Origin of the sequence: Oribacterium asaccharolyticum ACB7 (assembly GCF_000238075.1) — a bacterium.
Lineage (GTDB): Bacteria > Bacillota > Clostridia > Lachnospirales > Lachnospiraceae > Oribacterium > Oribacterium asaccharolyticum.
On the sequence record NZ_JH414507.1, the window covers coordinates 46,225 to 61,003 of the forward strand.

At 44.0% G+C, this 14,779-nt stretch carries 13 protein-coding genes; 5 read left to right on the top strand and 8 right to left on the bottom strand.

The window, feature by feature from the left end; translation table 11 throughout:
* Positions 1-66: 66 nt before the first annotated feature.
* The 4 genes from HMPREF9624_RS11110 to HMPREF9624_RS11125 form a co-directional block, all read right to left on the bottom strand.
* Entirely contained in the window at positions 67-1,458 is a 1,392-nt protein-coding gene (locus tag HMPREF9624_RS11110) for an aminopeptidase (RefSeq protein ID WP_009537831.1), read from the bottom strand.
* Positions 1,459-1,644: 186 nt separating this feature from the next.
* A complete protein-coding gene (gene lepB / locus HMPREF9624_RS11115; RefSeq protein WP_009428708.1) occupies positions 1,645-2,373 on the bottom strand; it encodes a signal peptidase I in 729 nt (242 codons plus the stop codon).
* A gap of 12 nt (positions 2,374-2,385) precedes the next feature.
* Complete coding sequence (locus tag HMPREF9624_RS11120) at positions 2,386-2,727, bottom strand: DUF3783 domain-containing protein (RefSeq protein ID WP_009429241.1); 342 nt, start codon at positions 2,725-2,727, stop codon at positions 2,386-2,388.
* A 3-nt stretch (positions 2,728-2,730) separates the two neighbouring features.
* On the bottom strand, positions 2,731-3,648 hold the full coding sequence (locus tag HMPREF9624_RS11125; RefSeq protein ID WP_009537832.1) for an alpha/beta fold hydrolase: 918 nt from the start codon (positions 3,646-3,648) through the stop codon (positions 2,731-2,733).
* A gap of 300 nt (positions 3,649-3,948) precedes the next feature.
* Here HMPREF9624_RS11125 and HMPREF9624_RS11130 point away from each other — a divergent pair, with 300 nt between their 5' ends.
* From HMPREF9624_RS11130 to HMPREF9624_RS11145, 4 genes are all read left to right on the top strand, one after another.
* Positions 3,949-4,320, top strand: a complete 372-nt coding sequence (locus HMPREF9624_RS11130; RefSeq protein ID WP_009537833.1) for a hypothetical protein — start codon at positions 3,949-3,951, stop codon at positions 4,318-4,320.
* A gap of 76 nt (positions 4,321-4,396) precedes the next feature.
* Positions 4,397-5,350, top strand: coding sequence for an SPFH domain-containing protein (locus tag HMPREF9624_RS11135; RefSeq protein WP_009427659.1), 954 nt, complete (start codon positions 4,397-4,399; stop codon positions 5,348-5,350).
* Positions 5,347-6,267: an HAD hydrolase family protein gene (locus tag HMPREF9624_RS11140; protein WP_009537834.1), complete on the top strand. Its 921-nt coding sequence runs from the start codon at positions 5,347-5,349 to the stop codon at positions 6,265-6,267. The genes HMPREF9624_RS11135 and HMPREF9624_RS11140 overlap by 4 nt, the downstream gene beginning before the upstream one ends.
* 88 nt (positions 6,268-6,355) lie before the next feature.
* Positions 6,356-7,060: a YggS family pyridoxal phosphate-dependent enzyme gene (locus HMPREF9624_RS11145; protein ID WP_009537835.1), complete on the top strand. Its 705-nt coding sequence runs from the start codon at positions 6,356-6,358 to the stop codon at positions 7,058-7,060.
* Here the strand turns inward: HMPREF9624_RS11145 and HMPREF9624_RS11150 are convergent.
* Positions 7,057-7,602: an HD domain-containing protein gene (locus HMPREF9624_RS11150; protein ID WP_009537836.1), complete on the bottom strand. Its 546-nt coding sequence runs from the start codon at positions 7,600-7,602 to the stop codon at positions 7,057-7,059. The two genes, HMPREF9624_RS11145 and HMPREF9624_RS11150, sit on opposite strands and share 4 nt — an antisense overlap.
* Positions 7,603-7,817: 215 nt before the next feature.
* On the opposite strand from HMPREF9624_RS11150, the gene HMPREF9624_RS11155 reads away from it, so the two are divergent.
* Entirely contained in the window at positions 7,818-9,419 is a 1,602-nt protein-coding gene (locus HMPREF9624_RS11155; protein ID WP_009537837.1) for a sulfatase-like hydrolase/transferase, read from the top strand.
* A 9-nt stretch (positions 9,420-9,428) separates the two neighbouring features.
* Here HMPREF9624_RS11155 and HMPREF9624_RS11160 read toward each other — a convergent pair whose 3' ends face one another.
* From HMPREF9624_RS11160 to HMPREF9624_RS11170, 3 genes are all read right to left on the bottom strand, one after another.
* On the bottom strand, positions 9,429-11,180 hold the full coding sequence (locus tag HMPREF9624_RS11160; protein ID WP_009537838.1) for a GGDEF domain-containing protein: 1,752 nt from the start codon (positions 11,178-11,180) through the stop codon (positions 9,429-9,431).
* A 97-nt stretch (positions 11,181-11,277) separates the two neighbouring features.
* On the bottom strand, positions 11,278-13,014 hold the full coding sequence (locus HMPREF9624_RS11165) for a GGDEF domain-containing protein (RefSeq protein ID WP_009537839.1): 1,737 nt from the start codon (positions 13,012-13,014) through the stop codon (positions 11,278-11,280).
* Between the two features lie 112 nt (positions 13,015-13,126).
* Positions 13,127-14,725: a 4-alpha-glucanotransferase gene (locus HMPREF9624_RS11170; RefSeq protein WP_009537840.1), complete on the bottom strand. Its 1,599-nt coding sequence runs from the start codon at positions 14,723-14,725 to the stop codon at positions 13,127-13,129.
* Positions 14,726-14,779: the final 54 nt, after the last annotated feature.

Below are 14,779 nucleotides of genomic sequence, written 5' to 3' on the forward strand. Positions count from 1 at the left end.
GAGAGGAAAACCCTTTATTTTCCTCTCCTCTCTTCCGGGTAAAAATTTACTCGGGATAAGCCCCATTTATTTATTAAAGGCCAGAAAGGCTTTATAGGTATAGTAAACATCCAACTTCGCGGTAAGCTCAAACGGTGCATGCATGGAAAGAACCGCTACCCCTAAATCTACCGTATCCACATCCATATTGCCCATGAACATGGCAATCGTTCCTCCGCCACCTTCATCTACTTTTCCAAGCTCTCCAATCTGCCAAGGGACACCGGCCTCTTCCATATAACCGATGACCTTTTGCATGGTTTCTGCGGAAGCATCATTGGATCCTCCCTTACCTCTTACGCCGGTATACTTCGTAAGCACCGGTCCGTGATTAAAGAAGGAAGAGTTCTGCTTCTCATATACATCGGAAAAGGTCGGGTCATAAGCTGCATTGACGTCAGAGGAAAGGCAGAGAGAATTTCGAAGGATGTCTCTAACTCTTTCTCCTTCGCACTCCGCAAGGTCCTCTATAAAATGAAGTAAGGCATCGGATTCCATTCCCGTATTTCCCGTGGAACCGATTTCTTCCTTATCTACCAGAGCCGTTAAGGATGTATATTCCGGATTCTTGCTTTCCAGTTCAGCCATCAATGCCGTATAAGCACAAACCTTATCATCCTGTCCGTACGCGCCCACCATGGAGCTGTCCAATCCTACGTCGACAGCCTTTTGTGCCGGAACAAGAGTCAGTTCGGAACGCATGAAGTCTTTCTCGGTAATCCCGTATTGATCATGTAAAATGGATAAAATCTTCAGCTTAAAGGCTTCCTTCACCTCCGTATCCTCTACCGGAAGAGAGCCTAAAAGGACATTCAATTCTTCTCCCTTAATGCCTTCACTGAGCTTTCTCTCTCCCTGGCTTCTTCCCAAATGCGGAAGCAGGTCGGTAATCACGAGTACAGGATCGCCTTCCTTCTCCCCGAAGTCAAGGTCTATCGCCTTTCCGTCGGCAGTCATAATTCTGCCGTGCAGGGCAAGCGGAATGGTTGCCCACTGATACTTCTTGATTCCGCCGTAATAATGGGTCTTAAAATACGCAAGTTCCTCCGTCTCATAGAGCGGATTCGGCTTCAAGTCAATTCTCGGAGAATCAATATGTGCAATGTTAAAGTGAATTCCCTCATTCAGAGGCTTCTTTCCGAGTGTAACCAGAAAGAGATTCTTGCCCCTGTTTACGTAGTAGAACTTATCTCCGCTCTTTCCCTTTATCCCGCGTCCAAACGGCTTGTATCCCGCTTTTTCCGCCATGGCGACACTATACTGTACACATTCTCTTTCAATCTTGGAATGATCGAGAAAAGTCTTATACCCTTCCGCAAACTCTATCGCCTTCTCAATCTCCTTCGGATGATCCTTTGCAATATGCTTGGGTTTGAAACATAATTTCTCTTCCAGCTTCTGTCCTTCTGTCTTTCCCACGAATTCCTACCTCCTTTATCTATGGCCTGCTTTGTAAGCTTCTGTGTCTTATTTTTCTGCTATGCTGCTGCAAACAGCAAAACCGCAGTCTATTGTACCACCGCTTCCTAAACAAAAAAACCTTTTTGTAGCCTAGCCTCTTCTTGTGTTGAAAATGTGAAAAATAGACTTCTTTTTTCTGCAAGCTTATTTTACCAATCCCATACGATTTAAAGGCCAGTAACAGATATAGACCTTCGCCAGCATTTTTTCCCTTTTTACAAATTGGTTTTCTCCCCAGAAACGTGCATCCGCGGAGTTGTTTCTGTTGTCTCCCATCATAAAATAGCAGTCTTCCGGAACGGTCACATCCACTTCCGGAAATTGATTTCCGTCAACAATCATAGGTTCCGGGAGGTAATTTTCCTGAATGGCTTCCCCGTTAACATAGACGGTTCCTACCGGAATTTTACCGCTTGCGGAACGCACATTCAATTTCGTGATATAGCTTGCTTCCACTTCTCCGGTCTTCTTGATTTCAATATGATCTCCCGGCATGCCGATGACTCTTTTAACATAGTAAATGGGCTGGTTTCGCTTGTCTTCTCTGCCGCAGGTCGGGCAGACTCCCTGATCGCTTTCCCTGTAAGTTGTCCCGTCATTTCTGCATTTATATCCGTAGAGGAAAATGGCAATATCGTCTCGCTTTACCTCTCCGAAGCGATACACCAGACGGGAACCGAAAACCCGACTTCCCGCCATAATCGTATTCTCCATGGATCCTGTCGGGATGGTTGAGTTTGCGATTACAAAGTTATTCAGTAAAAATGCGGCAATTCCCGCAACCAGAAAGATTTTGATCCACTCAAAAAGCTCCCCCAAAAAGCTTTGGGGCTTTTTTCTGCTATTCCGGTTTTTCTGCTGTATTTCCGTCATTGTTCCACCTCTCTATTCCGTTTTCCCCTCTTCAGGCTTTCTCTGCTGCGTCATATAGGCATGTTCTTCCTCTAATTCCCTATAAAGCTCGAGAAGGCTCCAGTTCTTATTGTTTTCCGTTTCCATGCACTTTAAGTTCACTCGAATCCCGAGTTTCTTCATATCCTGCAGAAAGTTCCCTACTTCCTGACTGCTGAACCCGATAAATTTGAGCAGCTCCGCTTCCTCCGGAAGCGTGTCTCTTTCCTCTTCCGTAATCTTTAAAATCTTCACTTTACGAAGAAGCGCAATACCGTGCACGCCTCTTACTTTATCGGCATCTTTTTTATTTATATAGAGTATTTTTTTCTCCATCTCCTATCTCCCGTTCTTTTTCAAAAACTGCAAAATGCGCTCTATCAATTCCTCTCGAACCGCCTCATTCAAAACTTCATGACGAAGCCCCGGATAAATCCTCAGTTCCGCCTTTTGATTTCCTGCCGCTCTTAAAATACCGTAAATCGTGGCAGGACCCTTTCCATATTCCCCGACCGGGTCCGCTCCACCCGAGACCAGAAGTACGGGAAGCTCTTTTAATTTCAGAATTTCCGTATTCCGATTCACCTTAATCAGTTCTTCTACCAAGTCCCTGTATGCTCCCAAAGTAAAACCGACGGTCAAAGGGTCTTCCACCTTTTTCCGAATCACTTCGCGGTCCGTGCAAATCCAGTCCAGCAAAGTCTCCGGCTTCTGAATTCCGCGACAGAAATACTTGGCAAGCAAACGCCCCTCCGGATTGCCGTCAGCCTGCCCTCCTCTGAGGAGCATTTGCACATTTAAATACCCTAAAGTGCCCCGTAAAGAAAAATTCGGTCCCGCCGTTCCCGAAAGAATGAGGCCGGAGACCTCTCCGCTATACTGCGCCGCATAATCTCTTGCGATAAAGGAACCCATGGAATGTCCTAAAAGAAAAACCGGAAGTCCCGGAAACCATCTTTTGATTTGAATCAACATTCTGTGTAAGTCATGTAAAATTGAGCTGAAGCCGTCACTTTCTCCGAAGTATCCGGGAATTTCCGCACTTTTTCCGTGCCCCTGCAAATCCTGCGCGCAGGCAATGTAGCCGGCCTTAGCCAGTGCTTTGAAAAGATATGTATAGCTCGTGGAATGCCCTTGCATCCCGTGTATGATGCAAACAATCCCTTTTTTCTCTTTTATCTTTTCCTCCTGCCAAACCTGTGCATAAATTCTTCCGAGTCCGTTGCTGGCCTTCCTGTACCATTCTCTTTTTTCCACAGCTGTCCTTTCCGTTTTTCCCTTTTTTCAAGCTTTGCTTGTATGGATAAACTCCGCTACTCTACCCCTATGTTTTTCGTTTATTCTCTTCATTTTTTATCTTTTCATAGTAGCAGATTGCCATGCGTCTTTCAAGAAACGACAGGCCTTCTGCCCTTAAGCTTTTCCTTCCGATTTTCATAAGATTTTAAAAAACGAGGTATTACTGTTTATTTTATTCTGCTTGAAATCATGTTATGATAAAAAATATTGAATTTTGAATTCATCTTTTATATTTATTTTTTAAAGAGAGGAGGTTTTATGCTCATTTGTCCCATATGTGATTCTACATTGATCAATCGGTTCTGCCCTCTATGCCGGAAATTCGTAAAAGAGCCCTGGGTACTGGATGATCATGTGTATATCAATCGCTCTCATTCGTTACCGGATGACTTTTGTGAGTTTCACGGAAACGGGCGAAAGGTAACCTACCTGAACAGGACTGCGGATAAAAAATCTCCGCTCATTTCCGGGAAGGTCAATGCCATGCCCAAACCCTCGTCCTACTCCGCTAAGCCTACGACAAACAGCCTGTCTCAAAAGGCAAGGGTTTCCGGCTTTTCCGGCGGAACGGATGCTTTCCATGCCGCTTTCTCAAAGCCCGGGCAGAACAATGTACCACGAAAAAAGTAAAAAGATCTTCTTTCCCCTCTTAAGGGGCAAATGATTCCATTGATTTTTACCGAAGCACACAGAAAGGATTACGAACATGCCTATTGTTATTTTTTTGATTGTTTTATTTCTTATTTTTCTTTCTACCATTCGCATCGTGCCTGAAGCCTGTGCCATGGTCGTTGAGCGTCTCGGAAGCTTTCATTCCGTGTGGAGACCGGGCGTACATATTCTCATCCCCTTCATGGACAGAATTGCCAAGCGCATCAATTTAAAAGAGCAGGTAGCTGACTTCCCGCCCCAACCCGTTATCACAAAGGATAATGTAACCATGCGAATCGACTCCGTCGTTTTCTTTGTGATTACCGATCCGAAACTCTATGCCTACGGTGTGGAGAACCCTATTGCGGCTATCGAGAACTTAACCGCTACTACCCTTCGTAACATCATCGGTTCCATGGACTTGGATACCACTTTGACTTCCCGTGACGAAATCAATACCCAGATGCGTTCGCTTTTGGACGTAGCTACCGATCCTTGGGGAATTAAGGTAAACCGTGTGGAGTTGAAGAACATTCTTCCTCCCGATGCGATTCGCGAAGCCATGGAGAAGCAGATGAAGGCGGAGCGCGAAAAGAGAGAATCCATTACGCTTGCAGAAGCAAAGAAGCAGTCCGCTGTCCTTACTGCAGAGGGTAATAAACAAGCTGCTATCTTGAATGCGGAAGCCGATAAGCAGAAAACCATTCTTGCCGCGGAAGCGCAGAAGGAAAAAGAAATCCGTGAGGCAGAGGGTCGTGCACAAGCTATTTTGGATGTACAAAGAGCGGAAGCGGAAGGAATCCGCCTGCTGAAGGAAGCCGGTGCAGATGATGCCGTACTTCGCATCCGCAGCTTAGAAACCTTTGCCAAGGTATCGGAAGGAAAGGCTACCAAGATTATTATTCCTTCCGACATCCAGAATATGGCAGGTTTGTTAAACAGTTTAAAAGAAAGTCTTGTTTCCCCCTCTACTGTGCATCCGACAGAAAACGGAAATGAGGAAGCATGATTAAAATTATCTTTTTTGACATTGACGGCACGCTCCGTCCCTTTGAAACCGGCGTTGTCCCGGAATCCACCAAACTGGCCATTGAAAAGGCAAGAGCTGCAGGGATTTACTGTGCGATTGCAACAGGCAGACATTGGGTGGAAATTCATAATGAAGGCCTGGTAGACGGAATGTATTTTGATGCCTTTGTCACTCTTGACGGCGGCTACAGTTATATTTTAAAGGAAGATAAAGCGAAGGCGCATTTTGCCGTAAATCCCGGAAAAAAGCCTAAGGAATATCAATTCCTGATGGATGTTCCGGATGAGGAGCTTCCTTATTTTGACCCCAAGTACGGGGAGGTCCTTCTAAAGGAGTCCATCCCTTCTTCCATGGTGAACCGGCTTCTGCAGTTTTTAGAGAAAGATCCTTTTCCGGTTCTCTTTTTAGAGGAGAGACGCCTATATGCCAACTTTGTAAATGAAGATCTCCTCCGCACGCTGGCCTATGTTCACACCGGCCTTCCCCCTCTTCTTCCTCTTTCAGAGGCAACAAAAAACGAGCAGCTTATGCTGATTCCCATTTTGCGCGCAAATCAGGTGCCGGAGATAGAAAAAACTCTTCCGGACTGTCATCTGATACGCTGGTCTGACGGAATGTCCTTTGACATCGCCAAAAAAGGCGTTTCCAAGATTCACGGAATTCAGAAAATCATAGAACGCTTGGGAATTTCCATGGAAGAGGTTGCCGCAATCGGTGACGGCTGGAACGATGTCGAAATGCTGGATTCCGTTGGCCTGGGAATTGCCATGGGGAATGCCAAGCCGGAGACAAAGGCGGTTGCGAATCACATTACGGACCATATTTTGGAAGAGGGACTTCCGAAGGCTGTTGACTACATTTTGGATTTAAACGAGATGTCTCAGGCTTCGCCTTAGCCACTCGTTATGAACAAGAGGTCTTAGGCTCCGCCTGCCCCATTTGTTAAGGATTAGAGCTGGATACTTTTAAGGAGAGGATCGCTTTATGCAGAAAGAAGTTGAACTGGTAAGGGAAAAGATTCGTCTTGCCTGTGACCGGGCTGGTAGAGATTCGGAGACGGTTTTACTTCTCGGCGTATCCAAGACCAAGCCTTATTCCGCACTACAAGAAGCCTACTCTTACGGTATTCACGATTTCGGAGAGAATAAAGTGCAGGAAATCCGGCAGAAATATGAAATGATGCTGGAGGACAGTCTAATGAAGGACTGTCCCCCCCGCTTTCATATGATTGGTACCCTTCAAAAAAATAAAGTGAAATATCTTCCCGGAAAAGTTGTCCTGATTCATTCCGTAGATTCTCTTCCTCTTTCTCTCGAAATTGAAAAAGAATACGCGAAAAAGGAAACTACCGCGAAAATTCTTTTGGAAGTTAACGTTGCAAAGGAAGAAAGCAAATCCGGCTTTTCTTTGGAAGAACTCGAAGCTGTTGTTACCGAGCTTGCAAAGCTTCCTCACGTTCTGGTCTGCGGTCTGATGACCGTCGCTCCCTTTACAGAGGATGCTGAAGAAAATCGCCCTGTCTTCCGGGCTCTTCGTGAGGCTCTGCTTTCTTTACAAAAAAAATTCCCCGCCCTTCCCTTAACGGAGTTATCCATGGGAATGAGCGGAGATTATGAAGTCGCCGTAGAAGAAGGTGCGACAATTGTTCGAGTAGGTTCTTTTATCTTTGGGGAAAGAGTCTATCTTTAAGAAAAACTGAGCTTGGTTCTCAGATAATGTGCAACTCTTTTTTGCACCACTGTGATACGATACCGCAAACGGGCAAAGGCAATCACGATATTTTGCAGGGATTCCTGCAATGCCACCGTCTTATCCGAAAGGGTTAAGAGGTATGCAATTCTACTGTTCGGCAATCTGGTAGACAGTGGAAACATGTGGGTGAGAATCGCTCTTTTCTCCACATGATTCAGATAAAAATTCTGCTTTTCCGAATTCTCTACGGCATCTTCTCCGTGATAGAAGCAGTACCATCTTCCGTCATGACTTGTGCCGTCATCCTTATGATAATCAATCATACAAAAATCATGCAGCAATCCGATTTTTCCGGCACTATCCGCATCCATATGCCACTTTTTTGCCAATTTGTAAGCCATTAAAGCAACTCTTACACTGTGTGCATAGGTATTGGTGCTACCGTGTCTGGGTACGTTCTTCAGCTTTTTATATTCCTCATTTTCAAGAATATATCTGAATTTTCTTAAGAACTCCAACTGTTCCCTTTTTACGCGCATCGGGTATTTCTCCTCATAAGTCTACACAAAATTATACGAATCTAACATCGACGTTAACTCGTATATAATAAGGTCATCTCAACGTAAAATGCAATATTTTTTATAGAATCTTAAACTTCTTTCCGACTTTACATGCTTCTGAAAAAGCTGTATCATTTTTCTGCCTTAATCTTTATTTTGTGGAACACGCTTTACTATAGATTTGGAAAAATACAATGGATGAAAAAGAACCGGAAAAAGAAATAGAAAAAAAAGAGGATGGCGGCAATGCTAAGCCAAAGAAGTTCGGAACTTGGAAAATCTTCCTGACCGGCCTTGTTTTTTTATTTGCACTGCTTTCTTTTACGCTGTACTTTTCTTTGCAGTTTTTACTGGGAAACTGGAATGAGCTTACGGTAGACGAGATTTTATACCATATCAAATCCCCGATGGGAGGAGCCGGACCGCATTTGGTTCAGCTCTTCCTTTTGTCTGTCCTGCTCCCCGCCGTAGCCCTCTTTCTACTCTTGCTTTTTATCTATCTTTTTTCAAAGCGCAGGTTTCTCCCCCTATACTTTTCTATCGGCTTTTTTGTTTTTGTCCTCACGATTTGCAATGCCTGGGACAGCATTTCCCTCGGAAGCTATATCCTTTCCCAGATACAATCTTCTTCTTTTATCGAAGACCATTATGTGGATCCTAAGGGGCTTTCTCTCCATTTTCCCGAGAAAAAGAGAAACCTGATTTATATCTATATGGAATCCACGGAGCTCACCTTTATGGACAAAGCCCATGGCGGAGCTTTTCCCGAAAATCTTCTACCGGAGCTTTGTGCGCTCGGAAAGGAAGGGGAAGATTTTTCCGCAGAGGGAGAGATTCGAAATGGTGGAATTGCCATGCCGGGTGCCACCTGGACGATGGGTGCCATGTTTGCACAAAGCACCGGGCTGCCCTTAAAGATTTCCATTGAGCAGAACTCTATGGACAGTCAGGAGCATTTCTTTCCTTCCGTCACCGCACTGGGCGATATTCTGGAGGAAGAAGGCTATACCCAAAAATTTCTTTTAGGTTCGGTAGGCTATTTTGGCGGTCGAGAGCTTTTTATGAAAGACCACGGAAATGTAGCTGTGGAAGATTTCAGTTATTGGAAGCGAAAAAATAAATTTCCCAGAGATTATTGGGTAAACTGGGGCTTCGAAGATGAAAAGCTTTTTACCTATGCAAAGGAAGAATTGCTGAATCTGGCAAAGAACGACAGACCCTTCAACCTTACCCTGCTCACCGTAGACACCCATTTTCCGGACGGCTATGTTTGCAGGCTCTGTAAAAATACTTATCCTGATAACCAGTATGCAAATGTTTTCAACTGTACGTCCCGTCAGGTCAATGACTTTGTCAGCTGGATTAAGGAACAGGATTTTTATGAAAATACGAGCATTGTGATTTCAGGCGATCATCCTACCATGGACCGGGATTTTTGCAATGACGTAGATTCGTCTTATCAGAGAAAAGTCTACACCTGCTATTTAAATGCCGCTACCTCCGTAAAAGAAAAAAAACACAGAGAATACAGTACCTTTGACGACTTCCCCACAACGCTGGCTGCTCTCGGCGTCGAAATTCCCGGAGATCGCCTTGGCCTCGGGACAAATCTTTTTTCCGGTCTCCCCACCCTTACGGAGGAATTCGGAAAAAAGGCCGAAAAAAAAGAGCTCGAAAAGCGCTCCGACTTTATGATTCGCCTCGGCGGGATAGATAAAAACTCCGCCTTTAAGCAAAAGGAAGAAAAAGAGCAGAAGAAGAAAGAGCAAAAAAAGGAAGAACGAAAAAAGAGTTAAACGAGACTTTTATACTTTCATTCCCGCCTTGTCTCGCTGCTCTCTATATCTGCACTTATCCTTGTACATCCTTTTATCCGCTTTTCGAATCACATAATCCGCGCTGATAAATTCCTTTTCCGCCAGGTGTTCCTCCGCAGCAAGCTCGCTGTAGCCTGCTACGCCGATGGAAAGACTCACCGGGAACGGTACTTTCTCCCTCTCCTTTATCGCTTCCAGATCTTCACGAATCTGTTTTGCCACATTGACAACAAGATGTTCCGGAAAAATGACAGCCAAAAATTCATCTCCACCGCTTCTGCCGCAGAAGCCGTTCGCGTTATCCACCGCACCCTTTATGGCATTAGAAACCATTTTAATCAGTTGGTCTCCACAGTCATGTCCGAAATGATCATTGGTATATTTTAAATCGTTGATGTCCATAAAAATCACGGCATACCCGGTAGCACGTTGACTGTCCAGAAGATCTATTTTTCTCTGCAGGAACTGACGATTTCCCATTCCGCTCAAATTGTCCGTGAAAGCCAATACTCTTAAGTGCTCATCCTCCATAGCTTTCTGCATTACCATGATAAGCTTGAAAGAAAAGGCCGTGATAAACACGAAAATCATCACTAAAATCATGACCTTCGAATAGTGTATTTTTACAAAGAGCTGCATAAAACGCGGCCATCTCTCACTTACTCTTGCAGACAAAATCAGGCGAACCTGTTCCATGATTCCCAGTAAGGCCACAAAAATAAGTCCGAAGCCCAAGATGCGGTCGGAATTATTTTTCACCATTCTGCCGGGGAACATGAGGCTCAGAACCGTGGAGAGCAACATCACGATTTGGACTCCCTGCGCTATCCGTAAATGCCAAACATAGGTATAGCCTGTAGGCAGGAAATAGAGAAATAAGGTCAGTACAAAAAAGGAAAAGAGAATTCCTCCCGAAATCTTCAAGAATCGTCTAACCCGAGGACGTTCCGTTTCGTGACTGGCATATAGCGGAGCCGCCGAAAGTAATAAGTACATCCCGATATATTCGGATACGGCATTCAGGTCTTCACAATCCGTAAGCATATACATCATGCCCGAATTTCCGAGATGCCAGAGGGTAATGGCAAAAATCATGGTCGTCAGCCAAAATCCTTCTCTTGCATAGTGATGTCTAAGAGAAAAGACCGCAAAAGCAACCATGGCGATAAAGGTGGCAATCAATGTCATCACAAAGATTGCATAAGAAGTCTCCAGTCCGATAATGGAGAAAAACAGAGCATCCCGCTCACTCATCAAAACGGGTTCATCAAAGTTGTTTTCCATAAAACGAATTTTTGGCGTGATTTCCACCCGAATTTCCTCTCCGAAGGCTTCTTCCGGCACCGGAATAGCAACCCTGATATGCCCAATCATATGACGTTTCAGGTTTGTTCCATAAGAAGCCAGTAATTGATCCTTATAATAGGCCTTTATCTCACTATTATAGAAAAAGAAGTTAATGGACTGATGTTCTTTTTTCCAGCTTTTTTCCAAAGGAATCCGTATCGTTATCCGGTCCTTTTCGGAAGAAAAGTTAAAGAAGTGGCTGTCAAAGCGGTCCACTGTGCCGTCCTCATGCTGGACCTCCACGCACATCTTATTGAGAATCCTGTACTCGTCCGCGGGAATTTTTCCCCATACACTTAAAAAGAGGCGCAAGATAAGTATCCCTGCCAAAACAGAGAAAAATAAGAGGAAAAATGTTTTATTTTCATTATATAGCGAACGTATCCCCCTCATTGCTACTCCTTGCTTTTTCAGATTTTTTTTAAAACCTCCCCTTTCGCTTTTACCACTCTTAATATCGCCTAATATTTTTGTAATATAATCTCTATTCTTAAGAAACAAGCGGATGTTTCTTTTTATGAACACACTTATCTTCATACATACGAGCATCCGCCTTCCGAATGACATCACTGCTACTAATCATCTCCAAACCGGAAAAGCGACGTTCTTCCTCTACTTCCCTATAATTTGCTATACCAAGAGAAAGGCTAACCGGGAATACCGGCTTTTCCTCCTCTTTTGTTTTCTGCAGATTCGCGTTTATCTGCTTTGCTACCTCTGTCGCCTTATTCGCCGGAATCAGCACAGAAAGAAACTCATCTCCACCGTTTCTTCCATAAAAGCCACTCATATTATCCATTGCTTTCTTAATAGAAGAAGAAACCATTCTAATCAGATGATCGCCTTCCTCATGTCCAAAATGATCATTGGTATACTTTAAGTCATTAATATCCATAAAAATCACGGCATAATCTCTATTCCGACTCTTATCCAAAATATCCAGTTTTCTTTGCAGATATTGTCGATTTCCCATGGCGCTGAGATTATCCGTGTAAGCGAGTATTTTGAGATTCTTTTCTTCCAAAGTTTTCTGCACAACATTGCTTACCTTGAAGGCGTAGGAAGAGAGGAAGGTCAATACCAGCATATATAAGAGCCACCTGGAAAAAGGAGCTGCCGCAAACCACCGCAAAATAGGCGGAAAGTCCTCTGTAATCTTTGTTGCACAAATAATTCTGATTTGTTCCAAGATTCCAAAAAGCGACACAAAAATCAATCCGTATTGCATAATGTATTCTGCCATGTTCGCTGCTTTTTTTCCGGGAAAGAGAAGGCTTAGCAAAGCGGAAAATACCATAACAATCTGGATTCCCTGCGCAATCCGCAGATATTTTACAAAAGTATAGCCTGTCGGAAGTAAATATAAAATGAGACAAAGTGCAAATACTCCGGAAAGGAGCTTTCCCATAAAGCGCAGATATTTTTTTACAAACGGGCGAACAGTTTCATAACTGGCAAAAAGAGGGGCACTGAAGAAGAGCATATACATCCCGATGTATTCCACAATCGCATTAAAGTCCTCATTGGCGTTCACGGCATAAATCATCCCTGTATTTCCCATGTACCAGGCTATAATGGAGTTAATTAAAATCATCATCCAAAATCCTTCTTTGGCGTAGTCCTGTAAGAAATATTGGCACGCCAAAAAAGCAATCGCAAAAAACGTTCCAATCAGAACCATATAGAAAAAGGAGAAAGACGTTTCCTTCCCTAAAACCGGGAAAAACAAAGCATTCTGAATTGGCATTAAAACCGGAAAATGGAAGGTGTCCTCCATAAAATCCATTGTGGGCTGAATTTCCACCCGAATTTCATCTCCATAGGCTTCCATCGGTACCGGAATAAGAATTTTCAGATGTCCTATCATATGCCTTTTAACATCTTCTCCATAGGATACCAGAAGCTTGTCCTTGTAATAAGCCTTCACCACACTGGCATAGAAGAAAAAGTTAATAGACTGATTCTCCTTTTTTAATTTTTCGTCCAAAGGAAGGTGCATCGTGATTTTATCGTTCTTGGATTGAAAATTAAACATGTTGCTGTCAAAGCTATCCACTGTTCCGTCTTCATGTTTCACATCCACCTTCATTTCGGATAAGCGGGTATAGCTGTTATTTTCCCCCCCATTCATACTGAAGGTTGCATACAATAAGAAAAAGGCCACGAAAAATACAACGAAGACCGGAATGACTCCCTTATTTATTTTTAATAAAATCCTGTTTTTCACTTAAACCACCATAAATTCATGAATTGTCCGGATAGAAGGAGCTCTTTTCTCCCCCTATATTGCATCCGCATTCCATCTATATCGGCTGAAAAGAGCAGGGAAATAAACGCGATTATCTCTTATCCGTGCGTCTGCCATAGGTTTCCAACATATCCCGCATAATTTTTTTCCGTTCCGGAGAAAAGGCATGTTTCTTCATTCTCCACTGCCAATTTCCCGCGTCCGTACCCGGCGCATTGATCCTTCCTTCGGAAAGAAGCTCCAGATAATCTCCTGCCGGAATAATGCAGAGATAAGAGGTTGCGGACAAAGCTTCCTTTATCAGAAGCTCCGTCATGGCATTCCAGTCATTTTGTGAGCGCGATAAGTATCGATAAATTTTGCCCCGCTCTTCCTCCCCTAAGGTCTCAAACCAGTTTCTCAAAGTGTCATTGTCATGCGTACCGGTATACATTACGGACTTATTGTCCTGAAACATATGCGGCAGGTAATCATTTTCATAATCTCCGCCAAAGGCAAACTGCAGTACCTTCATTCCGGGATAAGCGGTTTTTCGCATCAATTCCCGAACTTCTTCCGTGATTACCCCCAGGTCTTCCGCAATAACCGGAAGCGATTCCTTTTGAAAATAGCGGTGTAAAGCATCGAATAAAGCGATGCCCGGTCCTTTCCTCCAGGACCCGTTTACAGCTGTCTCTTCTCCAAAGGGTACTGCATAATACGCTTCAAAGCCTCGGAAATGATCGATTCTGATTAAGTCATACAGCGAAAAACAGTATTCCATTCGCTTACACCAAAAACTGTAGTTGTCCTTTGCCTGCTCTTCCCAGTCATAAAGCGGATTTCCCCAAAGCTGTCCCGTCGCGGAAAAAGCATCAGGCGGAACTCCGGCAACAAATCCGGGGTAGCCTTTTTCCTCCGCGGACTGTATGTCCTGCTTCTCCTGCTCATTTTCAGAGGTCTCTTCCGGTTCTTCTTTCTCGAACTTTCTGCCCTCCCAGCTGAAATCAAATATCTTTCTGTTGCCCCAAACATCTGCACTATCCATGGCGCAGTAGATGGGCAAGTCCCCAAAAATCAGAACTCCCCTCTCATGAGCGTAATCCTGTATAGCCTTCCATTGTGACTCTGCTTTCCACTGCATGAAGGCATAGTAGGCAACCTCATCCTTATGCTCTTCCAAGAAGGACTTTAATGCAGATTCCTCTTTATCTCGAAACTCTTTCGGAAAATCCGGCCATGCAGAGCCCTCAAAAGAATCTTTCAGCGCCATAAACAGACAATAATCCAGATTTTCTTTCCGACGCTCCGCAAGCAGGGTGTCCGGATTTCCTCCTGCTGCCTTCCATCTTTCATAAGCCTTCCTAAGAAGGGGATACCTTCTCTGATAAAGGAGACCGTAATCTATCTTTTCAGAGGAAGACAGAAAAGCCTCCTTCTCCTCTTTTAATTCTTCTTCCGTAAGGAGCCCTTCTTCCTTTAAGCCTTCCAGATCAATATAATAGGGATTGATTGCAAAGCTCGAAAAGGACTGGTAAGGAGAGTCTCCATAACTTGTCGGCCCCATTGGTAAGACCTGCCAGACTCTGTTTCCGGTTTCCGCTACGATATCAATAAATTCCTCTGCATCTTTTCCAAAACTTCCAATTCCATATTCTCCCGGCAGAGAAAATACGGGCATCAAAATGCCTGCGCTTCTTGTCTTATCCAAAACTACTCCTCCAAATCCCTTTATCTTACCTGTTTCTTGCCGGCTGTATTTTCT

What these genes read in the sequence shown, in the direction of transcription:
- lepB (WP_009428708.1), bottom strand. Translation starts at nt 2,373, where the DNA reads ATGACGGAAATACAGCAGAAAAACCGGAATAGCAGAAAAAAGCCCCAA.
- HMPREF9624_RS11120 (WP_009429241.1), bottom strand. Translation starts at nt 2,727, where the DNA reads ATGGAGAAAAAAATACTCTATATAAATAAAAAAGATGCCGATAAAGTA.
- HMPREF9624_RS11130 (WP_009537833.1), top strand. Translation starts at nt 3,949, where the DNA reads ATGCTCATTTGTCCCATATGTGATTCTACATTGATCAATCGGTTCTGC.
- HMPREF9624_RS11135 (WP_009427659.1), top strand. Translation starts at nt 4,397, where the DNA reads ATGCCTATTGTTATTTTTTTGATTGTTTTATTTCTTATTTTTCTTTCT.
- HMPREF9624_RS11140 (WP_009537834.1), top strand. Translation starts at nt 5,347, where the DNA reads ATGATTAAAATTATCTTTTTTGACATTGACGGCACGCTCCGTCCCTTT.
- HMPREF9624_RS11145 (WP_009537835.1), top strand. Translation starts at nt 6,356, where the DNA reads ATGCAGAAAGAAGTTGAACTGGTAAGGGAAAAGATTCGTCTTGCCTGT.
- HMPREF9624_RS11150 (WP_009537836.1), bottom strand. Translation starts at nt 7,602, where the DNA reads ATGCGCGTAAAAAGGGAACAGTTGGAGTTCTTAAGAAAATTCAGATAT.
- HMPREF9624_RS11155 (WP_009537837.1), top strand. Translation starts at nt 7,818, where the DNA reads ATGGATGAAAAAGAACCGGAAAAAGAAATAGAAAAAAAAGAGGATGGC.
- HMPREF9624_RS11160 (WP_009537838.1), bottom strand. Translation starts at nt 11,180, where the DNA reads ATGAGGGGGATACGTTCGCTATATAATGAAAATAAAACATTTTTCCTC.